The sequence below is a fragment of the Micromonospora sp. WMMD754 genome, from assembly GCF_049315235.1.
GTDB lineage: Bacteria > Actinomycetota > Actinomycetes > Mycobacteriales > Micromonosporaceae > Micromonospora > Micromonospora sediminicola.
Window position 1 is genome coordinate 2,800,447 of record NZ_CP186058.1, and the last position, 24,453, is coordinate 2,824,899.

Annotated in this window: 21 protein-coding genes; 7 read left to right on the plus strand and 14 right to left on the minus strand. The window is 74.4% G+C overall.

Features of this window, described 5'->3' with window-relative positions; translation table 11 throughout:
- Positions 1-33: 33 nt before the first annotated feature.
- Positions 34-1,029, minus strand: a complete 996-nt coding sequence (locus ACN27B_RS13755; RefSeq protein WP_422745276.1) for a DNA primase — start codon at positions 1,027-1,029, stop codon at positions 34-36.
- Positions 1,030-1,145: 116 nt separating this feature from the next.
- On the opposite strand from ACN27B_RS13755, the gene ACN27B_RS13760 reads away from it, so the two are divergent.
- Entirely contained in the window at positions 1,146-1,487 is a 342-nt protein-coding gene (locus ACN27B_RS13760; protein ID WP_091582343.1) for a PadR family transcriptional regulator, read from the plus strand.
- Between the two features lie 4 nt (positions 1,488-1,491).
- On the opposite strand, the gene ACN27B_RS13765 is transcribed toward ACN27B_RS13760, so the two are convergent.
- From ACN27B_RS13765 to deoC, 10 genes are all read right to left on the minus strand, one after another.
- A complete protein-coding gene (locus ACN27B_RS13765; protein ID WP_091582340.1) occupies positions 1,492-2,181 on the minus strand; it encodes a permease prefix domain 1-containing protein in 690 nt (229 codons plus the stop codon).
- Between the two features lie 56 nt (positions 2,182-2,237).
- The gene (cydC, locus tag ACN27B_RS13770; RefSeq protein WP_422745963.1) at positions 2,238-4,019 is read right to left on the minus strand and encodes a thiol reductant ABC exporter subunit CydC; all 1,782 of its coding nucleotides are present in this window, start codon (positions 4,017-4,019) and stop codon (positions 2,238-2,240) included.
- A gap of 74 nt (positions 4,020-4,093) precedes the next feature.
- Positions 4,094-5,776 carry a thiol reductant ABC exporter subunit CydD gene (gene cydD, locus ACN27B_RS13775; RefSeq protein WP_422745278.1) on the minus strand — a complete coding sequence of 561 codons (1,683 nt, stop codon included), beginning with the start codon at positions 5,774-5,776 and terminating at the stop codon, positions 4,094-4,096.
- The gene (locus ACN27B_RS13780) at positions 5,773-6,780 is read right to left on the minus strand and encodes a cytochrome d ubiquinol oxidase subunit II (protein ID WP_422745280.1); all 1,008 of its coding nucleotides are present in this window, start codon (positions 6,778-6,780) and stop codon (positions 5,773-5,775) included. The genes cydD and ACN27B_RS13780 overlap by 4 nt, the downstream gene beginning before the upstream one ends.
- A 10-nt stretch (positions 6,781-6,790) precedes the next feature.
- On the minus strand, positions 6,791-8,038 hold the full coding sequence (locus tag ACN27B_RS13785) for a cytochrome ubiquinol oxidase subunit I (RefSeq protein WP_422745282.1): 1,248 nt from the start codon (positions 8,036-8,038) through the stop codon (positions 6,791-6,793).
- A gap of 104 nt (positions 8,039-8,142) precedes the next feature.
- Positions 8,143-9,048: a M56 family metallopeptidase gene (locus ACN27B_RS13790; protein ID WP_099162611.1), complete on the minus strand. Its 906-nt coding sequence runs from the start codon at positions 9,046-9,048 to the stop codon at positions 8,143-8,145.
- A 10-nt stretch (positions 9,049-9,058) separates the two neighbouring features.
- Positions 9,059-9,520 carry a BlaI/MecI/CopY family transcriptional regulator gene (locus tag ACN27B_RS13795; protein WP_099162610.1) on the minus strand — a complete coding sequence of 154 codons (462 nt, stop codon included), beginning with the start codon at positions 9,518-9,520 and terminating at the stop codon, positions 9,059-9,061.
- Positions 9,521-9,552: 32 nt separating this feature from the next.
- A complete protein-coding gene (locus ACN27B_RS13800) occupies positions 9,553-10,377 on the minus strand; it encodes an aldehyde dehydrogenase family protein (protein WP_091582320.1) in 825 nt (274 codons plus the stop codon).
- Complete coding sequence (locus ACN27B_RS13805; protein ID WP_099162609.1) at positions 10,370-11,800, minus strand: aldehyde dehydrogenase family protein; 1,431 nt, start codon at positions 11,798-11,800, stop codon at positions 10,370-10,372. Before ACN27B_RS13805 ends, ACN27B_RS13800 begins: the two co-directional genes overlap by 8 nt.
- A 5-nt stretch (positions 11,801-11,805) precedes the next feature.
- Entirely contained in the window at positions 11,806-12,765 is a 960-nt protein-coding gene (gene deoC / locus ACN27B_RS13810) for a deoxyribose-phosphate aldolase (protein ID WP_099162608.1), read from the minus strand.
- Positions 12,766-12,900: 135 nt separating this feature from the next.
- Between deoC and upp the strand changes: the two genes are divergently transcribed.
- Both upp and ACN27B_RS13820 read left to right on the plus strand, forming a co-directional pair.
- Positions 12,901-13,533 (plus strand): uracil phosphoribosyltransferase, encoded by a 633-nt coding sequence (gene upp / locus ACN27B_RS13815; RefSeq protein WP_091582308.1) that lies wholly within the window; start codon positions 12,901-12,903, stop codon positions 13,531-13,533.
- Between the two features lie 120 nt (positions 13,534-13,653).
- A complete protein-coding gene (locus tag ACN27B_RS13820) occupies positions 13,654-14,328 on the plus strand; it encodes a GOLPH3/VPS74 family protein (protein WP_099162607.1) in 675 nt (224 codons plus the stop codon).
- An 83-nt stretch (positions 14,329-14,411) separates the two neighbouring features.
- Here ACN27B_RS13820 and ACN27B_RS13825 read toward each other — a convergent pair whose 3' ends face one another.
- Entirely contained in the window at positions 14,412-16,076 is a 1,665-nt protein-coding gene (locus tag ACN27B_RS13825) for a phospho-sugar mutase (protein ID WP_099162606.1), read from the minus strand.
- A gap of 49 nt (positions 16,077-16,125) precedes the next feature.
- Positions 16,126-18,138, minus strand: coding sequence for a protein kinase domain-containing protein (locus ACN27B_RS13830; protein WP_422745287.1), 2,013 nt, complete (start codon positions 18,136-18,138; stop codon positions 16,126-16,128).
- Positions 18,139-18,341: 203 nt separating this feature from the next.
- Here ACN27B_RS13830 and ACN27B_RS13835 point away from each other — a divergent pair, with 203 nt between their 5' ends.
- Both ACN27B_RS13835 and ACN27B_RS13840 read left to right on the plus strand, forming a co-directional pair.
- Positions 18,342-19,925, plus strand: coding sequence for an acyl-CoA mutase large subunit family protein (locus ACN27B_RS13835; protein ID WP_099162605.1), 1,584 nt, complete (start codon positions 18,342-18,344; stop codon positions 19,923-19,925).
- A 561-nt stretch (positions 19,926-20,486) separates the two neighbouring features.
- Positions 20,487-21,746: an amidohydrolase gene (locus ACN27B_RS13840; protein ID WP_099162604.1), complete on the plus strand. Its 1,260-nt coding sequence runs from the start codon at positions 20,487-20,489 to the stop codon at positions 21,744-21,746.
- Here ACN27B_RS13840 and ACN27B_RS13845 read toward each other — a convergent pair.
- Positions 21,703-22,662 (minus strand): DUF4349 domain-containing protein, encoded by a 960-nt coding sequence (locus tag ACN27B_RS13845; RefSeq protein WP_422745290.1) that lies wholly within the window; start codon positions 22,660-22,662, stop codon positions 21,703-21,705. The two genes, ACN27B_RS13840 and ACN27B_RS13845, sit on opposite strands and share 44 nt — an antisense overlap.
- A 122-nt stretch (positions 22,663-22,784) precedes the next feature.
- Here ACN27B_RS13845 and ACN27B_RS13850 point away from each other — a divergent pair, with 122 nt between their 5' ends.
- On the plus strand, positions 22,785-23,414 hold the full coding sequence (locus tag ACN27B_RS13850) for an MBL fold metallo-hydrolase (protein ID WP_091582279.1): 630 nt from the start codon (positions 22,785-22,787) through the stop codon (positions 23,412-23,414).
- A 3-nt stretch (positions 23,415-23,417) separates the two neighbouring features.
- Complete coding sequence (locus ACN27B_RS13855) at positions 23,418-24,443, plus strand: hypothetical protein (protein ID WP_422745292.1); 1,026 nt, start codon at positions 23,418-23,420, stop codon at positions 24,441-24,443.
- Positions 24,444-24,453 lie beyond the last annotated feature (10 nt).

The window sequence follows — 24,453 nt, forward strand, 5'->3', positions numbered from 1 at the left end:
GTTCTGCCAGAGACTGATGCTCCCCGCTCCGGGTCAGTCGCGCCAGTCCACAACCGCAGAGATCTTGCCGACAATGGTGCGCCAACCCAAACTTGCGGTTTGTGCCCCGATTTTCTTCAGCCGGCGCCGACCCAGGAAACCACCGATTCCGCCATTGACAGAAGCGCGCAGCGCCTCGTCCAGATCGTCCAGGCTGGAGCCGGCGGAGAGCATGTCGAGCACGGCCGGTAGCCGCAGGGCGTACGACAGGTCACGGGCGATCTCGCCGGCTTCGATCAGCAGCGCGGGATCCCAGGCGTCGTGACCGCCGCGAAGGTTCTCCACCACCAGGTCGAGTTCGTAGGTGTCCTCGTCCAGCGGGGCGATGTCGGCCGGTTCCAGCCGTTCGGACAGTTCATTCCAGCTGTCCAGTTGGGACAGGTCGTTGGGCGCACCGGAACGGATGAAAGTGACAAGCGACTCGGGGGTCTTGAACAGCAGCAGCCGGCCCTTGTGGCTGAGGAAGACCGGCACCTCCTCGTCGCCCGCGTCGTCCTCGTCCTCGTCGTCCTCGGCCTCGTCCTCGTCGGCCTCGTCGTCGTCCGTCTCGGCCTCGGCGTCGCCGGTCCTGCCCCGGCGACGTCCCCCGGCGCGGCCGCCGTCCTTCTCCTCGTCCTCGTCGTCCTTCTCGGCGGAGAGGGCGGCGAACTCCTCGTCGAGGATCACCACCTCCTCGTCCTCCTCGGTCTCGACGACCTGACGGCGGGCCAGGAACGGGTCGTCCTCGTCGCGCTCGGCGACGTCGGTCGGGGTCAGCTCGCGCGCCGTCCGGTAGGCCCGGAGCGTGAAGCCGGTGCCGGCGGGAAGGGCGATCTCCACCGGGTCGATCCGCACCTCGTCCCAGAGCGTGCGGTCCGCCGCCGGGCGGTCGACCTCGACCTCGTCTGCTGCGGCCGACGCGTCGGTCTCGTCGAGCTCGGGCTCGTCGGCGTCGGGCCGTTGGGGCGACTGGCGGGCCACGCTGACCTCCGTGTGCGTTCGGTTGCCCACCCGACGGCGTCGCGCCGCCGAGTGACTCTGCGCACATACCCTAGTGGGCGACCGGTTCCGACCGGGAGCCGCACCCCGGTGGCGTCCCGCGCGCCCGACAAGTAGGCTCGCTACACATGAAGGCGCAGGCGCTGCACGGACACCTGGACGCGCTGCTGCTGGCCGTGCTGGAGCGGGGCTCCCTGCACGGCTACGCGATCATCGAGGCGCTGCGGGCCCGCAGCGGAGGCACGCTCGACCTGCCCACCGGCACGATCTATCCGGCGCTGCGCCGACTGGAGCGGGCCGGGCTGGTGGACAGCACGTGGAGCACCGTCAACGGCCGGGAACGACGCACCTACCAGCTCACCGATGCCGGCGGCCGGGCGCTGGCCGGGGAACGCGCGGGCTGGCGCGAGTTCAGCGCCACCGTCGGCCGGTTCCTCGGCGCCGACGAGCCGCCGACCGCGCCGGCCTGACCGGTCACCCGGCCGGCCGCGGGACGCGGTTGCTGAGCAGCCACCACCGCGCCGCCCGGGCCAGGGCGAACCAGGCGGCCGAGACCACCACCGCGCCGACGATCATCGGGGGCCAGGTCAGCGCGGCGTCCCAGAGGCGCACCGACCAGCCGAACAGGGCGCCCCCGGCGAGCGCGCCGAGCAGCAGCCCACCGGTCAGCCCGAAGCCGACCGCGCGGGCCGACCGGACCAGCCGCGGCGAGCCCCGCCGGGCGGCCAGCGCGCCGAGCAGCAGCCCCAGCAGGGCCAGTCCGGCGACCACCGCCCAGATGCCGTTCAACGCGGCGGAGAGCAGCAGGTAGCCCGACGGCGGTCGGGGCCCGGCGCTCCAGCTCGACCCCCGCCAGGTCAGGTCGCCGGCGGACATGAGCACCACCGCCACCGCCAGCGTGCGCAGGGCCAGCCCGCGCAGCGCCCCGGCGGCCAGCTCGGCCTGGTAGCCGGGCACGAGCTGGGCGGCGCTGCCGAACTCGGCCACCGCCCGCCGCTCGGCCTCCGCCCGCGGCAGGCCCCCCTCCCGGTACGCCTCGACGGCGTCCTCCAGCGCGTGCCGCGCCTCGGTCAGCAGGTCGGCCTTGAGCCGGGTCGGCCCGTGCAGCCGCCCGGACAACTCGCGCAGCCGGCCCTCGACCCCTGCCCCCTGATCCACCCGCATGGCACCAGCCTGCCACCGGCGGGCGCGGGTGGCGTCGGGGAAAACCCCGGAACGCGTCAGGGGGCGAGCGCGAGGTAGCCGCGCTCGGCCGCCTCCTGGCGCAGCCACTGCTCCCGGTACCAGCCCGGGCGCGCCACCAGTTCCTCGTGCCGGCCGCGCTGCACCATCCGGCCACCCTCCAGCACCAGGATCTCGTCCAACCCGGCCAGGCCGCTGAGCCGGTGGCTGATCAGCAGCACCGAGTGCCCGGCGGGGGTGGCGGCCAGCGCGGAGTCGAGCACCGCGTCGGCCGCCGCCGGGTCGAGCCCCTCGGTCGGCTCGTCGAGCACCAGCACCGGCGGCGCGGCGAGCAGTGCCCGGGCCAGCGCCAGTCGCTGCCGCTGGCCGCCGGAGAGCTGCCCGCCCTGCTCGCCGACCACGGTGTCCCAGCCCTCGGGCTGGTCGCGTACCCAGTCGAGCAGCCCGGCGGCGCGGGCCGCGGCGGTCAGGTCCGCCTCGCCGGCGTCGGGGCGGCCGAGAAGCAGGTTCTCCCGCACCGTCGCGTGGAAGACGTACGCCTCGGCGAGCAGGCCGCCGACGATCCGGGGAAGCCGGTCGGCCGGGTGCTCGGACACCGGTACGCCGCCGACGGTGACCCGGCCGGCGGCGGGGCGTACCGCGCCGGTGAGCGCGGCGGCCAGCGTGCTCTTGCCGGCGCCGCTCGGGCCGACCACGGCGACCCGGTGGCCGGCCGGCAGGTCGAGGTCGAAACCGGCCAGGGCCGGTGCGGCTCCGGCCCGATAGCGGACCGTCACGTCCTCGAACCGCACGTCGTGGCCGCCGGTGACGGGCTCCGCCGCGCCGACCGGTCCCGTGACGCCGACCGGTTCCGTCGCGGCCGGTTCGGTGAGCAGGTCGGCGACGCGGGCCAGCCCGGCCCGGAGCTGGGTGCGTTGCCGGGCCGCCGCGACCAGGGCGAGCGCCACCTCGACGGCGGCCAGCGTGCCGACGGCGAGGACGCCGACCAGCACCCCGCCCACGCCCGCGCGCAGCGCCACGACCACCACCGCGGCGGCGGTGAGGCCGCCCACCAGCACGCCGGTCGCGTCCACCGCGAAGCCGACGGCGGCGAGCCGGCGCTCCAGCCGGGCCAGTCGCCCGGCCCGCCCCTCGGCGGCGGCCAGGGCGGCGTCGGTCGCGCCGAAGGCGGCCAGGTCGGCGGCGCCGTGGGTGAGGTCGACGGCGTCGACCGCGAGCGCGCCGCGTAGCGGGGCCACCTCGTCGGCGGCCCGGCGGGTGAGCCGGGTGGCCAGCGCGGGCAGTGCCACGCCGGCGACCAGCAGGCCCACCGCGAGCACGCCGGCGGCCGGCGGCGAGATGAGTGCCGCGCCCCCGACCGCGAGCAGGCTGACCAGGGCCGCCGCCGATCCCGGCACGAGCACGCGCAGCAGCAGGTCCTGGGCCGCCTCCACGTCGGAGACCAGCCGGCTCAGCGCGTCACCGGTGCGCCGGTCGGCGCCCTCGCGCCGGGCGGCGAGCGCGGCGAAGACCCGGGCCCGGACGTCGGTGATCATGCGCAGCACGGCGTCGTGCCCGGCGAGCCGTTCGGTGTAGCGGAACACGCCCCGGCCGACCGCGAGCGCCCGCACCGCGACGATGGCCACGGTCAACCGGTCCAGCGGCGGCCGGCCGGCGGCGCTCATCAGCAGCCAGGTCGCGGTCGCCATCAGCGCGAGCCCGGCGAACTCGGTCGCCGCGGCGAGCAGCCCGGCCCCGAGCAGCCGGCCCAGGTAGGGCCGGGCCAGACGCAGCACGACCCGCTCGGCGTCCGGGCGGGTGGGCGCCGGTGGTTCCGGCACCCCGGACGGCTCCGCCGGGACCGAGGTCGGCCCGGTGGGCACGCGGCCCACCGGCGTCACGCCGTCGCCGGCGCTCACCGGGTCACCGCCGGGCCGGTGGTGGTCGGGCGCAGTTCGGTGACCCGGCCGTCCTCGACGCGCAGGATCCGGTCGGCGTCGGCCAGCAGCGCGGGCCGGTGCGCGACCAGCAACGCGGTCCGGCCGGCGACCAGCCGCCGGGTGGCGCTCAGGACCACCGCCTCGCTGGCGCTGTCCAGCCGGGCGGTCGGTTCGTCGAGCAGCACCACCGGCGCGTCCCGGAGGAACGCCCGGGCCAGCGCGACGCGTTGCCGCTGCCCGCTGGACAGGCCGTGGCCGCGCTCGCCGAGCCGGGTGTCGAGCCCGTCGGGCAGCGCGTCGACCACCTCGTCCAGCGCCGCGTCGGTCACCGCGGCGGCGAGCACGTCGTCCGGGGTGTCCGGCGCGCCGAGCCGGATGTTGTCGGCCAGCGAACCGGCGAACAGGTGGGCCCGCTGCGGCACCCAGGCCAGCTCGCGGCGCCACGCGTCCGGGTCGACCTCGGCCAGGTCGGTGCCGTCGACGGTGATCCGCCCGCTGGTCGGGCGGACGAAGCCGAGCAGCAGGTTGAGCAGCGTGCTCTTGCCCGCGCCGCTGGGCCCGATGACGGCCACCCGGTCGCCGGGCCGGATGGTCAGCGTGACGTCGCGCAGCGCGGTCGTCCGGTCGTACGCGACGGTCACGCCCTCGAAGCGGATCTCGCCGCGGCCGTCCGGGGCCGCGCGCCCGGCGGCGGTGGGTGCGTTCGGCGCGTCGGTCGCGGAGAGGGTGAGCGCCTCGTCCAGCGCGGTGAGGCCCTCCATGCTGGCGTGGAACCGGCTGCCGGCGGCCCGCAGCGGCAGGTACGCCTCCGGGGTGAGCAGCAGCACGAGCAGCGCGGTGGAGAGCGTGATCCCGCCGCCGAGCAGCCGGATGCCGACCGGCACCGCGACCAGCGCGACGGAGAGCGTGGCGACCAGCTCCAGCACCAGCGCGGACAGGAACGCGATGCGCAGCGTCCGCATGGTGGCCTGGCGGTGGCCGTCGGCCATCCGGCGCACCACGTCGACCTGGGCCCGGGCCCGGCCGAACGCGCGCAGCGTGGGCAGCCCGGCCACCATGTCGAGGAAGTGCCCGCCGAGCAGCGACAGCCGCCGCCACTGCCGCTCGGTGGCGGCCTGCGCCTGCCAGCCGAGCAGCGCCCCGAAGATCGGGATGAGCGGAATGGTGAGCGCGATGATCAGCGCCGAGCTCCAGTCCGCGAACACGATCCGGGCCAGCACCGCCGCCGGCACCGTCACGCTCAGCACCAGCTGCGGCAGGTAGCCGGTGAAGTAGGGGTCGAGCGCGTCCAGCCCCCGCCCGGCCAGGGTGGCCAGTTGCCCGGCCCGCCGGCCGGCGACCCAGGTGGGGCCGTGCCGGCCGACCGCGCGCAGCAGGTCCGCGCGCAGCGCCGCCTTGACCGTGGCCGCGGCCCGCGCCGCCACCGTGCCCTGGGCCCAGCTCACCAGCGCCCGGGCGGCCACCGCCGCCACGAACCCGGCCAGCGCGGGCCGGTGCAGCCGCCCGTCGATCGCGGTCGCCAGCAGCGTGGCCAGCGCGGTCGCCTGGGCCACCACCAGCAGCGCGGTCAGCCCGCCCAGCACCGCGAGCACGGCGAGGTCGCGCCGGGCCGCGGGGACCCGGCGCAGCAGACGCGGGTCGAACGGGCGGCGGTTCACCAGTACACCGGTGCCCGGCCGTCGGTCCGTCCTCGGAACACCCACCAGCACATCGCCTGAAAGCCTAGTAGGGCCGGCACGAGCGGCAGCACCAGCCAGCCCAGCAGCGCCAGCGTCGGGCGGCTCGCCGCCGCGTCGGCGACCGCGAGCGAGGCCGCCGGGTCCGTCGTGGCGACCAGGATCCGGGGCCAGAGCGCGGCCCCGACCAGCGGCGCCGGGAGCGCCAGCGCCGTCGCGGTCGCCGCGAAGGCCACCCCGGCGCGGCCCCGGCGCAGCGCCGCGCGGGCCACCAGCAGCGCCGCCACCAGCGCCAACGGCAGGAGTACGGCGACCGCCGGCCGCCCCACGGCGGCGCGTACCCGGTCGGAGAGCAGGCCCAGGACGGTGGCCGTGGCGACCGCGGTGAGCGCGGCGGGCACCAGGCCGCGGGCGACCCGGGCGAGCGCCGGCGCGTCGGCGGCCGGCAGCCGGAGCGTGAGGAAGGTCGCACCGTGCAGCGCGACCAGCGCCAGCACGGTGAGCGCGGCGGCGGCCACGAACGGGGTGACGAGGTGGCCGGCGCCGGCCACGTGCCCGTCGGCGGTGAGCGGCACCCCCTGGAGCAGCCCGCCGAGCAGGGCCCCCCAGCCGAGCGCGGCCAGCACGCTGCCGACCACCACCACCCGGTCCCAGCCGGCGCGGGCGGAGCCGGCGACCGGCCGGCTGCGCAGCTGCACCCCGGCGGTCACCAGCACCACGCCGGCCAGCGCGCCGAGCACCGCCGGGTAGAAGCCGGAGAGCAGTTCGCCCTCCAGCGTGGGGAAGGCGCCGAACAGGATGCCGACGGCGGCGACCAGCCAGACCTCGTTGCCGAGGAAGAACGGCCCCACGGCGGTGAGCGTCGCCCGGCGGGCGGCCTGGTCCGCGCGCCGGGCGAGCAGCAGGCCGACGCCGTAGTCGTAGCCGCCGAGCACCAGGTAGGTGGCGAAGAAGAGGCCGAGCAGGGCGTACCAGGCGAGTTCCACGGCGGGCTCCTCAGGCGAACACGGGCTGGTGGTCGGGGTCGGTGTCGGGCGCGGGCGGGCGGCCCAGGGCGGGGTCGAGCGCGCCCCGGGCGGCATGCCGGGCCATCAGCGTCCAGTTGGTGACCGCGAGCGTGCCGAGCAGCAGGCTGAAGCCGATCAGCGAGGTGAGCATGAGCCCGGGCGACACCGGCGAGACGGCCTGGGCGGTGGGCAGCAGCCCGTACGCCACCCAGGGCTGGCGGCCCACCTCGCGGGCGATCCAGCCGAGCAGCACGGCCACGAAAGGCAGCGGCAGGCCGAGCAGGACCAGCCAGAGCGGGAACCGCAGCCGGATGATCCAGTCGCGCCAGAGCAGCGGCAGCAGGAGCCAGACGCAGCCCAGGGCGAAGCCGATCAGGATCATGAAGCCGAGCCCGACGCTGGACAGCACCGGCGGGTCCCAGTCGCCGGGGCCGAACCGGGCGGTCCAGTCGGCCACCGTCGCGTCCCGGGCCGGCCCGCCGCCGAACTTGGTGGGCTGGACCTGCCCGACCGGGCCGAACTGGGCGAAGCCGAAGCCCTGGAGGGCGGTCACCGCGAGCGCCGCGGTGACCAGGCCGATCCGCAGCGAGGTGCGGAAGAGCGCGAAGTCGGGGGTACGCCGGAGCAGGTGCCAGGCGCTGACCGCGGCCATCAGCAGGCCGCCGGTGACCAGGCCGGCCGAGACGACGTGGCCGAACGCCATGCCGAACGTGGGATTGGTGAGCAGTGCGCCGAAGTCGGTGAGGTGGGCGACGCCGTCGCGGACCTCGTAGCCGACCGGGTTCTGGAGCCAGGCGTTCGCCACCATGATCCAGAACGCCGAGGCGTACGCGGTGATCGCGACGCCCCAGAGCAGCGCCAGGTGCGTGCCGCGCCGGAGCCGGTGCCACCCGAAGATCCACATGCCGAGGAACGTGGACTCCAGGAAGAACGCCACGAGCGTCTCGATGGCCAGCGGCGCGCCGAACACGTTGCCCACGTACCGCGACAGCCCGCTCCAGTTCAGCCCGAACTGGAACTCCATCACGATGCCGGTGGCGATGCCGAGCACGTAGTTGATCACGTAGAGCTGGCCCCAGAACCGGGTCAGCCGCTCGTACACCGGCTTGCCGGTCAGGTAGCCGGCCGTCTGCAGCCCGACCAGGAGAGTGACCAGGCCGAGCGTGACCACCACGAACAGGAAGTGGATGGAGGTGGTGGTGGCGAACTGCAGGCGGGCGAGGAGCAGGGGGTCCATGGTCGCGTCTCCCACGGGTTGGCTCGCTTGTCGTAGGAACCCTACACGTAGCTTGTCTACCTATTGGGCCGCGCGGCACCCGGAGAAGTCCCGTAGGGGACGCCTCAGCTCAGGAAGAGGGAGACCGGCAGGAATACCAGGGTGCCGGCGACGGCCAGCGCGGTCGCGCCGAGCACCCGCGGCGGGCGGTCCGCGACCAGCAGCCGCTGCACCCGTACGTCGAGGTCGCGGTCGCCCAGACCGAGCGTGCCGGCCGGCGTGACCCGGTGCCCGGCGGCGGCGAACCGGCGCAGCGCGCCGGCCAGCGGCTCCTCGGCGTGCAGCTCGCGGGCCTTGTCGTCGGCGCGCATCTCGACCAGCAGCGCAACCCGCTCGTGCGCGTCGCGCACCCAGCGGAACCAGGGCAGGGCCCGGCAGAGCGCGGTGAACGGCAGCAGCACCAGATCGTGCCGCTCCTGGGCGTGCGCCCGCTCGTGGGTCAGCACCGCCGCCAGCTCCGCCGGATCGAGCAGGCTGACCGTGCCGGCGCTCACCACCACCCGGGGCTTCACCCCGGGCAGGCAGTAGGCCGCCGCGCTCGGGTGGTCGAGCACCAGCGCGCCGGGAATCGTCGGGTCGCGCCGGGCGACCAGGGTGAGCAGCTCGCGGTGCCGGCGCTGCGCCCGCACCGCGCCGTGCACGCTGCGCACGGTCGTGGTGAGCAGCACCGCACCGATGCCGAAACCGACCCCGACCAGGCTGAGATGCACCGCGCCCACACCGGCCGGCAGCGTGCCGTGGGCCAGGTCGTCGGCGAGCGCCAGCAGCGCGCCGCCGGTCGGCCGGTCGTACGCGGCGAGACCGACCGCCATCGGCAGCCCCATCGCGGAGAGCCCGAGCGCCAACCCGACCGCCTGCCAGCAGACGATCGCCACCCGGGGCGCCCGCCACGTCCAGCGCGCGGCGGCGAGGACCTGCGCGGTCAGCCAGCAGGCCAGGATGGTCGCGGCGAAGTGCACGGCGTACGCCACGGCGGCGGCCCTACCGGTCCGTCGCCTCGTCGAGCGCCGGCCCGGCGGGCCGCGGATCCTCGACGCGGTCGGTCAGCCCGGCCTCGGCGGGTCGGGCCGGATCGGTGAGCCCGGCCTCGGCGGCGAGGGCGGCCCGGAGCACGTCCGCCTCCGTCCCGGTGACCGACCGGGCGAAGCGCACCAGCGCGGCGTCCCGGCTGCCGCCGAGGTCGAGCGCGTCGAGCATGAGCTGGGCGATGTGCGCCTCCCGGGTGGCGGCCGGCCGGTAGCGCCAGGCCCGACCCTCCCGCTCGCGCTGCACCATGCCCTTGCCGGCGAGCCGGTCGAGCACGGTCATCACCGTGGTGTAGGCCAGCTCACGGCCGTCCAGGGCGTCGGCGACCTCGCGCACGGTCACGCCGTCCGACGTGCCCGGGACCGAGTCCCACAGCACGTCCATCACCGCACGTTCGAGGTCACCGAGCCGAGTCACCCGTCAATCCTACCTCGCGTAGTAGAAGAGACTCAGACGCCCTTGGGGTGCCAGACGGTCTTGGTCTCCAGCAGCGTGGTCATCCGGGTCAGACCCGGATCGGCGTGCCAGTCGTGGTCCGCCGGCGCCGGCCGGAGCACCCGCTTGAGATTCTCCGCCGCCTTGACCTCCAGCTCCGCCGCCAGCTCGGCGTCGGCGACACCGGTCAGGTCGACGGCGTTGACGTCCATGTGCGCGGCCAGCGTCGGCACCGTCTCGGCGAGCCGGCCGGTCAGGATGTTGACCACGCCGCCGGGCAGGTCGGAGGTGGCCAGCACCTCGGCCAGGGTCACCGCCGCCAGCGGCGCCGCCGGGGAGGCGGCCACCACCACCGTGTTGCCGGTGACGATCGCCGGGGCGATCACGCTGACCAGGCCGAGCAACGCCGGGGCCTCGGGGGCCACCGCGGCCACCACCCCCGTCGGCTCCGGCGCGGACAGGTTGAAGTACGGGCCGGCGACCGGGTTCGCGCCGCCGTAGACCTGGGGGAGCTTGTCCGACCAGCCAGCGTACCAGACCCAGCGGTCGATCGCGGCGTCCACCTCGTCGGCCGGGGCGCCGAGCGCGACGAACTGGTCGCGCCGGCCCTCCAGCATCTCGGCCACCCGGTAGAGGATCTGACCCCGGTTGTACGCGGTCGCCCCGGCCCAGCCCTTCACCGCGGCGCGCGCGGCGACGACGGCGTCCCGGGCGTCCTTGCGGGAGGCCAGCGACACGTTGGAGTCCTGCACGAGATACGACCGTCCCGACTCGCTGCGCGGGAACTTCCCGCCGATGAAGAGCTTGTACGTCTTGCGTACCGCGACCCGCTCAGACATTGAGGTACCCCTCCAGCCCGTGCCGGCCGCCCTCGCGACCGTAACCCGACTCCTTGTAGCCGCCGAACGGCGAGGTCGGGTCGAACTTGTTGAACGTGTTGGCCCAGACCACGCCGGCGCGCAGCCGGTCGGCGGTCCACAGGATCCGGGAGCCCTTGTCGGTCCAGATGCCGGCCGACAGCCCGTACGGCGTGTTGTTGGCCTTCTCGACGGCCTCCGCCGGGGTGCGGAAGGTGAGCACGGACAGCACCGGACCGAAGATCTCCTCGCGGGCGATCCGGTGCGCCTGGGTGACCCCGGTGAAGATGGTCGGCGCGAACCAGAAGCCGCGCTCGGGCAGCTCGCACGGCGGCGACCAGCGCTCGGCCCCCTCGGCGGCGCCGACCTCGGACAGCTCGCGGATCTTCGCCAGCTGGGCGGCCGAGTTGATCGCGCCGATGTCGGTGTTCTTGTCCAGCGGGTCACCGACCCGCAGCTGGGCCATCCGGCGCTTGAGCGACTCCAGCACCCGGTCGGCGACCGACTCCTGGACCAGCAGCCGGGACCCGGCGCAGCAGACGTGCCCCTGGTTGAAGAAGATGCCGTTGACGATCCCCTCGACCGCCTGGTCGATCGGGGCGTCGTCGAAGACGATGTTGGCGGCCTTGCCGCCCAGCTCCAGGGTGAGCTTCTTGCGGGTGCCGGCGACCGCGCGGGCGATGGCCTTGCCCACGTCGGTGGAGCCGGTGAACGCGACCTTGTCCACGCCCGGGTGCTCGACCAGCGCGCGGCCGGTGTCACCGGCGCCGGTGACGATGTTGACCACGCCGGCCGGCAGGTCGGCCTGCTGGCAGATCTCGGCGAACAGCAGCGCGGTCAGCGGGGTGGTCTCGGCCGGCTTGAGCACGACCGTGTTGCCGGCGGCCAGCGCCGGGGCGATCTTCCAGGCCAGCATGAGCAGCGGGAAGTTCCACGGGATGACCTGCGCGGCCACGCCGAGCGGCTTCGGGTCGGGGCCGAAGCCGGCGTAGGGCAGCTTGTCCGCCCAGCCGGCGTAGTAGAAGAAGTGCGCGGCGACCAGCGGGAGGTCGACGTCGCGGGACTCCTTGATCGGCTTGCCGTTGTCCAGCGACTCCAGCACGGCCAGCTCGCGGGAGCGCTCCTGGATGATCCGGGCGATCCGGAACAGGTACTTGGCCCGGTCCCGGCCCGGCATCGGGCCCCACACCTTCTCGTACGCCTGGCGCGCGGCGCGGACCGCGCGGTCCACGTCCTCGTTGCCGGCCTCGGCGATCTCGGCCAGGACCTCCTCGGAGGCCGGGTTGACCGACTTGAAGCTGCCGCCGTCGGCAGGGTCGACGAACGCGCCGTCGACGAAGAGCCCGTACGAGGGCTTGATGTCCACCACCGAGCGCGACTCGGGGGCGGGTGCGTATTCGAACATCGCGTTCAGTCCAGGGTGAAGTAGTCGGGACCGGCGTAGACGCCGGTCGTCAGCTTGGTGCGCTGCATGAGCAGGTCGTTGAGCAGGCTGGACGCGCCGAAGCGGAACCAGTCCGGGTCGAGCCAGTCCGGGCCCACGGTCTCGTTGACCATGACCAGGTACTTGATCGCGTCCTTGGTGGTCTTGATGCCACCGGCCGGCTTGACGCCGACCTGCCGCCCGGTGGCGGCGCGGAAGTCGCGGACCGCCTCCAGCATCACCAGCGTCACCGGCAGCGTGGCCGCGACCGGGACCTTGCCGGTGGAGGTCTTGATGAAGTCGCCGCCGGCCAGCATGGCGAGCCAGGAGGCGCGCCGCACGTTGTCGTAGGTGGCCAGCTCGCCGGTCTCCAGGATCACCTTGAGGTGCGCGTCCCCGCACGCCTCCTTGGTGGCCACGATCTCGTCGTAGACCTCGGAGTAACGCCCGGCCAGGAACGCGCCCCGGTTGATCACCATGTCGATCTCGTCGGCGCCGGCCGCGACGGCGGCCCGGGTGTCGGCGAGCTTGACCTCCAGCGGCGCCTGACCGGACGGGAACGCGGTCGCCACGCTGGCCAGGTGCACGCCGGACCCGGCCAGCACCTCGGCCACGTACGGGACCATCGACGGGTAGACGCAGACCGCGCCGACGTGCGGGCAGCTCGGATCGGACGGGTCGGGACGCACCGCCTTGGCCGCGAGCGCCCGCACCTTGCCCGGGGTGTCCGCGCCCTCCAGCGTGGTCAGGTCGACCATCCGGATCGCCAGGTCGATCGCCTCGGCCTTGGCCGTGGTCTTGATGGATCGGGTGCCGAGTTGTGCCGCCCGCTGCTCCGCGCCGACCTGGTCCACGCCCGGCAGGCCGTGCAGGAAGGTCCGCAGAGCGGTCTCGGATCGTCCCAGCTCGGAGAGGTCCGACCGGGCCGACGTCGCTGTCGCCGTCATGCCCCGAATAGTACGCACCCGCGAGTCGAGTGATCTTGGTCACGGCTGACCCGACGTGAGCGCATACGTGAGCGGCGTCGCTGGTCGGGCCGCACCCGCCGTGCGCCGGGCCGGGGACCGGTAGGTTGAGCGATCGTGGACGTACACGTCATTGACCATCCGCTCGCCCAGTCGCGGTTGACCGCCATGCGGGACGCCCGGACCGACTCGGCGTCGTTCCGGGCCGCGCTGCGCGAACTCACCACCATGCTGGTGTACGAGGCCGCGCGCTCCTTCCCGGTCGAGAAGTACTCGATCCAGACCCCGGTCACCGACACCGAGGGCACCCGGCTGGCGAACCCGCCGCTGCTGGTGCCGGTGCTGCGGGCCGGCCTCGGCATGGCCGACGCCGCGCTCGACCTGCTGCCCGAGTCGTCGATGGGCTTCGTGGGCCTGGCCCGCGACGAGGAGACGTACGAGCCGCGGGCGTACATGGAGTCGCTGCCCCGGGACCTGAGCGGCCTGCCGGTGCTGGTGCTCGACCCGATGCTGGCCACCGGCGGCTCGCTGGAGCACTGCTGCCGGCTGCTCGCCGACCGCGGCTGCACCGACATCACCGTGCTCTGCGTGCTGGCCGCACCGGTCGGCATCCAGCGGCTGGAGCAGTCCGGCCTGCCGCTGCGCCTGGTCACCGCGTCGATCGACGAGGGCCTGAACGACCGGATGTTCATCGTCCCCGGTCTCGGCGACGCCGGTGACCGGCAGTTCGGCGGCATGCCCCGCTTCTGACCCGTCGGCACCCGCGCGCAGAGGGCCCGTTCCATCCCGGAGGGGCCCTCCGCCGTAGGAAGCGGGCGGCACCGGCGAGTTGATGCGCGAGGGTGCGGGGAGGCGCTAGCGTTCCGGGCCATGACTGGTGTTGCGCTCGCCGAGGAGCTGCTGCTCCTCGCGTATGACGACGAAACCGGCAAGGCCACCATGCCGCGGATCAGCCTGGACCTGGGCATGGCCGCCGCGGTGCTGGTCGAGCTGGCCCTGGCCGGACGGGTCGCGTACGCGGACGGGAACCTGGCGGTGGTCGACCCCGCGCCGACCGGCGAGCCGATCGCGGACGCGGTGCTGGCCAAGATCGCCGCGGACACCCCGCACACGCCCTCGTCCTGGGTGCAGCGGCTGCGGCACGGGCTGCGCGACCGGATCCTCGGCGACCTCTGCGGCCGGGGCGTGGTCCGCGACGTGGACGAGACCGAGCTGGGCTTCATCCACGTGCACCGCTACCCGGTGGCCGACGCCTCGGTCGAGGCGGACATCCGCCGCCGGCTGGCCGACGCGCTGACCAGCGGGCAGCTCCCGGACGAGCGGACCGCGGCGCTGGCCACCCTGGTCGCGGTGCTGCGGATGGAGCCGGCGCTCGGGCTGACCGGCGCCGCCGCCACCGACGCCGGCAAGCGCCTGGAGGAGATCGCGGCGGGCGCCGGCTTCTCCGGCACGGTGAGCCTGGACGACAGCGTGGTACGCCCGTCGGTGAGCCTGGTCATCGCCGCCCTCGGCCAAGCCGTCGACGCCGCCCTCGGCAAGCGGTAAGGAAGGGCCCCCTTTTAACGCCTCAGGTAGAGCAGGGGCCCCTTGTTAACGCCAGGCGTTAACAAGGGGCCCCTCCTTACATCTCAGAGGCCGAGCGCGGCGGCGATCTCGTTGCGCAGCTCGGTGACGGCGGCCCGGGCGCGGCGCCGGGCCGCGGTGACGTCGCCGTCGGTCACCGGCTCCACCACCTCCAGGTACGCCTTGAGCTTCGGCTCGGTGCCGGAGGGCCGGATCACCACCCGGGCGGCGTCGGTGCGCAGAATGACCACGTCCGACTCGGGGAGCAGGTCGGTCGCCTCGGTGACCGGGTGCCCGAGCAGCGCGGTCGGGGTGGCCGCCCGCACCCGCGCCATCGAGTCCGCGATCACCCGCAGGTCCTCCACCCGGACCGAGAGCTGGTCGGTGTGGTGCACGCCGAACTCGGCGGCCAACTCGTCCAGCCGGTGGGTGAGCGTACGGCCCTGGGCCTTGAGCCCGGCGGCCAGCTCGGCGACGGTCAGCGCGGCGGTGATGCCGTCCTTGTCCCGGACGTGGCCGGGCGCGACGCAGTAGCCCAGCGCCTCCTCGTAGCCGTACACCAGCGGCTCCCGGCCCCCGCCGGCCCGGACGATCCACTTGAACCCGGTCAGCGTCTCGTCGTAGGGCAGCCCCCGGGCCTCGGCCATGGCCCGCAGCAGCGTCGACGACACGATCGTGGTGGCGTAGAGGCCGGTCACCCCGCGTCGCATCAGGTGGTCGGCGAGCAGCGCGCCCACCTCGTCGCCGCGCAGCATCCGCCAGGACCCGGCGTCGCGTACGGCGACCGCGCAGCGGTCCGCGTCCGGGTCGTTGGCGATGGCGATGTCCGCGCCGGTGCGGTCGGCGAGCGCGACCAGCAGGTCCACCGCGCCCGGCTCCTCCGGGTTCGGGAAGCTCACGGTCGGGAACGCCGGATCCGGCTCGGCCTGCTCCGGCACCACGCCGGGCACGCCGAAGCCGGCCCGGGCGAACGCGGCGGTCAGCACCACGCCACCCACCCCGTGCAGCGGGGTGTACGCGACCTTCAGGTCCCTCGGCCCGGCCGGGTCCACCACCGCGGCGGCCCGGTCCACGTACGCGGCGACCAGGTCGTCGCCGAGCACCTGGCCGGCCGGGCCGAGCGGCACCTGCGCGAGCGGGCCGACCGCGCGGATGGCCGCCTCGATGCCGGCGTCGGCCGGCGGCACGATCTGCGCCCCCGCGCCCAGCTCGCCGCCGAGCTGCGCGCCCAGGTAGACCTTGTAGCCGTTGTCCTGCGGCGGGTTGTGGCTGGCGGTGACCATCACGCCGGCGACCGCGCCGAGCTGCCGGACCGCGAACGCCAGCACGGGCGTGGGCAGCGGGCGGGGCAGCAGCAGCGCGGGGCGGCCCGCGCCGGTGGCCACCTGCGCGGTGCGCTCGGCGAAGGCGCGCGACCCGCGTCGGGCGTCGTACCCGATCACCAGCGGGCCCTCGCCGCCCTGGGCGGCGAGCCAGCCGACGAGCCCGGCGGCGGCCTGGGTGACCACGGCGAGGTTCATCCCGTTCGGCCCGGCGCGCAGCGGGCCGCGCAGGCCGGCGGTGCCGAAGGTCAGCGGGCCGGCGAACCGGTCGGCCAGCTCGCCGGCGGTGCCGGGCAGCCCGTCGAGGACGGCGCGCAGCTCGTCCCGGTCGGCCGGGTCGGGGTCGTCGGCGAGCCAGCTCTCGGCTCGCGCGCGAAGGTCGTCAAGGTCAGTGGTGTCCGCCGCCATGGCCTCTTGATAGCACGGCGACGGATCACCACTGGCCGTCGGCCTCGACTCAGTTGTCCGCCGTGAGCTGGAACGAGCCGACCATCGCGTCGAAGATCGGCTTGCTCTCGGCGAACCGCGCGTCGGTGGAGGAGAGGTAGAACGAGTAGACCTTGCCGTCCTTGACCAGGCCCCGCCAGATGCCGTGGCGCATGGACTCGCCCTCGCCGCAGGTGTATTCGAGCTGGCCCGCGGTCTGGCCGGCGAGCGGCTGCTCGGAGACCGACACCTCGGTGTAGGGGGCGGGGCAGGTCTTGCTGTTGGCGGTGTTCCTCCTCAGGTTCTTCGAGGCGAACTCGGCCCAGCTGATCGACGTACCGCCCCACTTCTCGGCGATGACGCGGACCTTGCGGCCCTCGTCGTCCGGGTCGACGTAGTCGACGTAGAGCCCGCCGGTCTGCTGCTGCCAGCCCTTCGGCACCTGGATGGTGACGCCCTTGACGGTCCGCTCCTGCATCTCCGGCGCGGCGGCGGCCGAGGTGGAGGGCAGCGCGCCCACGATCGGCGGGGGAGCGTCGTCGCCGCCGCTGGTCAGCGCTATCACGCTCACCAGCAGCACCACGGCCAGACCGCCCGCGGCGGCGAGCTGAACCTTGCGCGGCCACGCCTTGACGCGGCCGAGCAGGCCCTTCACGCCGCCGGGCGCGCCGTCGCCGGGCGCGGTGGCCGGCGTGGTCCACGGCTGGCCGGTGCCCGGCACCGACCACTGGGCGCCGCCGCCGTACACCGGTTGGGTGGCGTCGGCGCCGCCGCCGTAGGTGGTCGGGGCGCCGGTGGGGACGCGCTGGGTGGCGTCCGCGCCGGCGCCCCGGCCGAGGCGGACGGTGGCGTCCGGCGAGATGTGCTGGGTGGCCTCGGGAGCGCCCGGCCCGGACATGGCCCCGGTGGGCGTGTGCAGCGGCCCGGCCAACGCGTCGGCGCTCGTCTCGTCGAGCGCCGCGTCACCCGCCGTCGTGGCGCCGGGGCGCTCGCCGCGACGCAGCGCGGCCAGCCGGTCGGTCAGCGACTCACCCGGGCCGATCATCGCCCGGCCGCCGATCTGGCCGCTCGGCTTCGGCTCCGGGGCGACCGGCGGCGGGGTGGTCGGGCGCGGCACCGGCACCACGGCGTACGGGTCGGTGACCGAGTTGACCGCGGTCGCGGTGCTGGTCAGCGGGCCGGCGAGCAGCTCGCGCAGCATGGCCCGGGCCCGGTGCACGTCCATCCGGCGGGCCGGGTCCTTCTCCAGCAGGCCCATCAGCACGCCGGTGAGCGGGCCGCTGCGCTGCGGCGTGGCGGGCGGGTCCTCGACCACGGCGTGCATGGTCTCGATCGGGTCGCCCTTGTCGAACGGGGGCCGTCCCTCGACCGCGGTGTAGAGCGTCACGCCGAGCGAGAAGAGGTCGCTGGGCGGGCCGAACTCCTGGCCCATGGCCCGCTCGGGGGAGATGAAGTGGGGCGAGCCGAGCACCATGCCGGGCGTGGTGAGCTGCACGTCGGTGGGCATCCGGGCGACGCCGAAGTCGGTCAGCACGCAGCGGCCGTCGGTGCAGATGAGCACGTTGGCCGGCTTGACGTCGCGGTGCAGCACGCCTATCGCGTGCGCCACCTCCAGCGCGCCGAGCAGCGCGATGCCGATCTTGGCCACCGCGCGCGGCGCGACCGGCCCGTCCTCGATCACCATGTCGGCGAGGCTGCGGGCGTCCAGCAGCTCCATCACGATCCACGGCCGGCCACCCTCGGTGACCACGTCGTAGACCTGCACCACGGCCGGGTGCTGGATCGCGGCGGCGGCGCGGGCCTCGCGCAGCGTCCGTTCGTAGAGCGCGTCGCGGTCGCTGGGGGCGAGCCCCGGCGGGAGGACGACCTCCTTGACCGCCACGTCGCGGCGCAACAGGGTGTCTGTGGCTCGCCAGACCGTGCCCATGCCGCCGTTGCCCACCGGGGATCGCAGCGAGTAGCGACCACCGATGGTGGTGCCGGGCGCCGCGCGTCCAGTGGGGGGACTGGCCGGTCCGCCGCTCCACGTCGGAATCTGAGTCACAGAAAAGCCACCGGGGGATATCGAGGGGGCTGGGACACAACCCCTCTATCTTGCTGGTTCCGACGCCCGATGCGAAACCCGACGCGGCGGGCGTTTACCTACTCGACGGTATGTGGCCAGCTACTCACCTCCGGTGGGCCGCCACCGCCCGGTGTGCGGTATCCCTCACCCATCGAGCGGCGGCCGCGTCCTACCATCCGGTAATGAGCGATGCGCGGTCAAGCGAGTCGGGTTTCCCGATCAAGGGCGTCTACACGGCGGCCGACCTTCCGGCGGACCTGGACTCCCGGCTGGGCGAGCCCGGCGACTACCCGTACACCCGTGGGGTCTACCCGACGATGTACACGTCCCGGCCGTGGACCATGCGGCAGTACGCCGGCTTCGGCACCGCCACCGAGAGCAACGCGCGCTACCACCAGCTGCTGCGCGCCGGCACCATGGGCCTGTCCGTCGCGTTCGACCTGCCCACCCAGATGGGCTACGACTCGGACGACCCGATCGCGCACGGCGAGGTCGGCAAGGTCGGCGTGGCCATCGACTCCATCGAGGACATGCGGACGCTCTTCGGCGGGATCCCGCTGGACAAGGTCTCCACCTCGATGACCATCAACGCGCCCGGCTCGGTGCTGCTGCTGCTCTACCAGCTCGTGGCGGAGGAGAACGGGGTGCCCGGCAGCGCGCTCAACGGCACCATCCAGAACGACATCCTCAAGGAGTACATCGCCCGCGGGACGTACATCTTCCCGCCGAAGCCCTCGCTGCGGCTGGTCGCGGACACCTTCGCCTACTGCCGGGCCGAGGTGCCGAAGTGGAACACCATCTCCATCTCCGGCTACCACATGGCCGAGGCCGGCGCCTCGCCCGCGCAGGAGATCGCGTTCACGCTGGCCAACGGCGTGGAGTACGTCCGGGCGGCGCTCGCGGCCGGGCTGGCCGTGGACGACTTCGCGCCCCGGCTGTCGTTCTTCTTCGTGGCCCGCACCACGCTGCTGGAGGAGGTCGCCAAGTTCCGCGCGGCCCGTCGCATCTGGGCCCGGGTGATGCGCGACGAGTTCGGCGCGAAGAACCCGAAGTCGATGATGCTGCGGTTCCACACCCAGACCGCGGGCGTGCAGCTCACCGCCCAGCAGCCCGAGGTCAACCTGGTGCGGGTGGCGGTGCAGGGGTTGGGCGCGGTGCTCGGCGGCACCCAGTCGCTGCACACCAACAGCTTCGACGAGGCCATCGCGCTGCCCACCGAGAAGGCCGCCCGGCTGGCGCTGCGGACCCAGCAGGTGCTGGCGTACGAGACGGATCTCACCGCCACCGTCGACCCGTTCGCCGGGTCGTACGTGGTGGAGGCGATGACCGCCGAGCTGGAGACGGCGGCGAACGAGCTGATGGACCGGGTGTTCGACCACGGCTCGGCGGTGGACGCCATCGAGGCCGGCTTCCAGAAGCGCGAGATCGAGCAGTCCGCGTACCGGATCGCCCAGGAGATCGACTCGGGTGAGCGGGTGGTGGTCGGGCTCAACCGGTTCCAGATCGACGAGGAGGAGCCGTACGAGCCGCTGCGGGTGGACCCGACGATCGAGGCGGCCCAGGCGGAACGGCTGGCCAAGCTGCGCGCGGAGCGGGATTCGGACGCGGTTGAGCGGGCGCTGGCCGAGCTGCGCGCCGCGGCCGAGGGCGACACGAACGTGCTGCACCCGATGAAGGCGGCGCTGCGCGCCCGGGCCACGGTCGGCGAGGTGTGCGGGACGCTGCGCGACGTGTGGGGGGTCTACCGGCCGACTGACCGGTTCTGACCTGGGCGAACACGGGCGCGCGGCGTACCGTGGAAGCCTCCGGCGCATGCGCCGGGCGGTGACGGCCCGGCGCGGATCCTGCCCCGGGCGCCGCCGCCCGGGGCGGTGCCGACGCGTCTGCGGGCAGTGTGGCCGTGACCGTGGCGCGTGTGCGATTCGGGAATGCGGGTAACCCGAACGGGGGAACGGGACGGACAGCCTGTGCGGTCGTTCGGCGGACAGCCATGTCACCGTCGGGAGTCGTCCGGCAGCCGACTGTTGTCGCGCAATTGTCGGAGCGGCAGTTAATTGCCGCGACTAATGCGACAATTCGGAACGACGACCGGTATTTGGTGACCGATGAATCGGTTACGCGTTGTAGGAGGTGGGGGGCAGATGACGGCGTCCGACCGCGATCTACCTGCTGTCCCGCAGATATTCGAGCCCTCCCACCAGGGCATTCGTGACGCTGCGCGGTCCGACCGCTACGCGAAAGATGTTGCGCAGCGTCACCGCCGGAGGTCTAGGCTGTCTGCTGTTCTCCCCGAAGATCCATCCATCTCTAGTGATCGAGAATTCGACGTGACGAGTGCGTTGACGCTGCCTTCCGGTGGCCCGCTGGCGTCGTCCCGACCCGAGACGCCGACCGGTTCCCAGCCCCTGCCCTTCGAGCTCGACCATCTGCTCGCGCTGCGGGTACCCGGTCTCATCGAGACCCGCCGGCACATTCACTCGCACCCGGAACTGTCGGGCGAGGAATTCGAGACGGCCGCGCTGGTGCACCGGGAACTCTCGCTCGCCGGGCTGAAGCCGCGCCTGCTCCCCAAGGGCAACGGCGTCATCTGTGACATCGACGGCCGCCCGGACGGGCCGGTGATCGCGCTCCGCGCCGACATCGACGCGCTGCCGCTGAGCGACCCGAAGGACGTGTCGTACCGGTCCACCGTGGAGGGCGTCTGCCACGCCTGCGGCCACGACGTGCACACCTCGGTGATGCTCGGTGTCGGCATGCTGCTCGCCCAGTTGGCCGACCTCGGTCAGCTCGACGGCCGGGTGCGGCTGATCTTCCAGCCGGCCGAGGAGATCCTGCCCTGCGGCTCGCTGGAGGTCATCGAGGCCGGCGGCCTCGACGACGTGGTGCAGATCTTCGCGTTGCACTGCGACCCGAACCTGCCGGTGGGCAAGGTCGGCCTGCGGGTCGGCCCGATCACCGCCGCCGCCGACAACGTCACCGTCCGGCTCACCGGTCCCGGCGGGCACACCGCCCGCCCGCACCTGACCGTCGATCTGGTCGACGCGCTCGGCCGGCTCGTCACCGAGGTGCCGACGCTGATCAGCCGCCGGGTGCCGGCCAACAGCGGGCTGCTGCTGGTGTTCGGCCACGCCTCGGCCGGCACCCGCTACAACGTGATCCCGTCCGAGGCGTGCGCCGCCGGCACGCTGCGGGTGATGGACCGCGACACCTGGGACCAGGCGCCCAAGATCGTGGCCCAGGTGGTGCGGGACGTGCTCGCGCCCACCGGCGCCACCGTCGACCTGGAATACCTGCGCGGCCGGCCGCCGGTGACCAACGACGCCCGGGCCATCGGCGTGCTCACCGCCGCCACCGCGTCGGCGCTCGGACCGGACGGCATCGCCGAGACGCCGCAGAGCATGGGCGGCGAGGACTTCTCCTGGTACCTGGAGCACGTCCCCGGCGCGCTCGCCCGCCTCGGCGTCGGCCGGAGCGGGCCCAACGTGGACCTGCACCGGGCCTCCTTCGACGTGGACGAGCGTGCCATCGAGGTGGGCGTACGCCTCATGGTCCAGACCGCGCTGCGGGCACTGGCGGCGGCGCGCTGACCGGACCGCCGGTCGGTCCGACGGTGGCGACGCCGGCGGGCCCGCCGGGCGGCGGCGTCCGGCGGGCCCGCCGGCGTCGCCACCGCAGCAACAGCCACAGCGGTACGCCGATCACCACCGCGAACGGCAGGACCGCGCCGAGCACGGTGAGGAGCACGCGTACCGAGGTGAGGAAGACCGTCCAGCCGCCGCCCAGCCCGGTCAGGAAGCCGAGGTCGGCCTCCTCCTCGGCGGTGCTGGCGTCCCGGCCCAGGAACGTCACGGTGATGGTGGAGAGCGCGGTCAGGTCGGCCAGCCGACGCTTGCGGGCCTCCAACGCGGCCAGGTCGGCCTGCCGGGTGCCCACCTCGTTCTCCAGGGCGACCAGCTGGTCCACCGAGCTTGCCTGGGCCAGCAGCTTGCGGGCGCTCTCGACCCGGGCCCGCTGGGTGGCGATCCGGGCGTCCAGGTCGACCACCTGCTCGGTCACGTCCTCGGTGCGGATCTCCCGGCGCTCCTGCCGGCCGAACCCGGCCAGCTGGTCGATCACGCCGGCGAACCGGTCCGCCGGCACCCGCAGCGTCAGCACCGCCCGCGCGTCCGCCGACTCGCTCGACCGCCGGTCGCCGCCGACGAAGCCGCCGGCCGCGGTCACCGCCGTGGTCGCCTCCCGTGCCGCGGTGTCCACGTCGTCCACCCGGACCTGCATCGTCCCGGTGTAGATGATGGACCGCTGGTCCACCCGCAGGTCCGCGCCGCCGGTCCCGCCCGGGGCCGCCTGGTCCCGCTCCGCGCCGGCGTCCCCGCCGCCCTCCGCCGCCGGCGCCGCCGCGTCGTTGCTGCCACTGTCCCCGCCCGCGCTGCACGCCCCCACGGCCAGCGCCGCCGCCAGGCCCACGGCCACCAGGGCCACGCCCCGGAGTCGTCGTCCGCCCATTCCCCGCTCCGATCGTCGACGGCCCCGCGAGCCGGGGCCGATACCTCGGACGCGACGCGTCGTCGCGCCGGTTCCGGCAGACTGCGCTGAGGACATCACGATTCGATAATCGAGGAGTCACGATGCAGGTCACCAAGTTCACCCACTCCTGTCTCCGGCTCGAGCACGACGGGGGAGTGCTGGTCGTCGACCCCGGCGTCTTCAGCGAACCCGAGGCGCTGGACGGGGCGGACGCGGTGCTGATCACGCACGAGCACCCGGACCACGTGGACGTCGCCGCGCTGACCCGGGCGCTGGAACGCCGGCCGATCCAGGTGAACGGCCCCGCCTCGCTCGCCGGCGTGCTCGGCGACGCCGCCGAGGCGCTCGTCGTGGTCGCCCCGGGCGAGTCGTTCACCGCCGCCGGCGTGCCGGTGCGGACGTACGGCGGGCAGCACGCGGTCATCCACCCGGACATCCCCGTGATCCAGAACATCGGCTACCTCTTCGACGAGGTCGTCTACCACCCGGGCGACGCGCTGTTCGTCCCCGACGACGTCCAGGTGGACACGCTCTTCGCCCCGATACACGCGCCCTGGTCGAAGTTCTCCGAGGTGCTCGACTTCATCCGCGCCGTCGCCCCCCGCCGGGCCTACGCGCTGCACGACGGCCTGCTCAACGCCAACGGCTTCGGTGTGCTCGACCGGCAGTACACCGCGATGTCGAACACCGACTACCGCCGTCTGGAGCCCGGTACCCGGATCGACGCCTGAACCGTGCCCGGCCCCCCTGCCGACGTGGTCCGGCGGCTCTACGCCGCGCCCCCGGACCGGTTCGTCGCGGCCCGGGACGCCGCCGTGGCGGAGGCGCGCCAGGCCGGCGACCCGCGTACCGCCCGGGAGATCGGGCGGCTCCGCCGGCCCACGGTCGCGGCCTGGCTGGTCAACCTGCTCGCGATCCGCCGGCCCGAGCTGGTCGCCGACCTGACCCAGCTCGCCGAGGCGCTCCGCGAAGCGCAACGCGACCTGCGCGGCGGCACGCTCCGCGAGCTCTCCGCGCAGCGTCGCGCCGTCGTGGGCGCGCTGGTCGCCGAGGTACGCCGGCTGGCCGCCGCCGAACCCGCCGCGCCCCCGGCCGGGAAACTGCCGCTGGGCGAGGTGGAGGCGACGCTCAACGCCGCGCTCTCCGACACCGAGGTGGCCGACCAGGTACGCGCCGGCCGGCTGCTGCGGGCCAGCCACTACGCCGGGTTCGGTGAGGTGCCCCGCCCCCAGCTGCGGCTGATCACCGGCGACGACGAGGAGCCCACCCGGCCCGAGCGCGCGGGCAGGTCCGGCGTACCGGAGCGGGCCGGGAAGTCCGGCGTACCGGAGAAGGCGGGGAAGTCCGGCGTACCGGACCGGGCGGGGAAGTCCGGCGTACCGGACCGGGCGGCCGAGGCGCGCCGGGCGCGCGAGGAACGGGCGGCGCGGGCCGAACGGGCGAAGCGGCGGCGGGCGGCCGCCCGCGAGCTGGAGAAGGCGCGCGCGGAGCTGGGCCGGGCCGAGGCGGAGCTGTCCGGGGCCGAACGGGCCGAGCGGGACGGCGCGGCGACGCTGGACCGGATCGAGACCGAGCTGGCCGAGCTGGAGCGCCGTCGGGCGGCGGCCGAGCAGGAGCTGAGCCGGGCCAAGCTGACCCGCCGGGGCGCGGAACGCGCGCTCAGCGCCGCCCGGCGGCGCGCCGGCGAGGTGGAGGGCGTCCTGGAGGCACTCGACGCCGAAGAGGGGGATGCCATGGAGGGTGATCACGAGGCAGACTGAGCGTGATGAG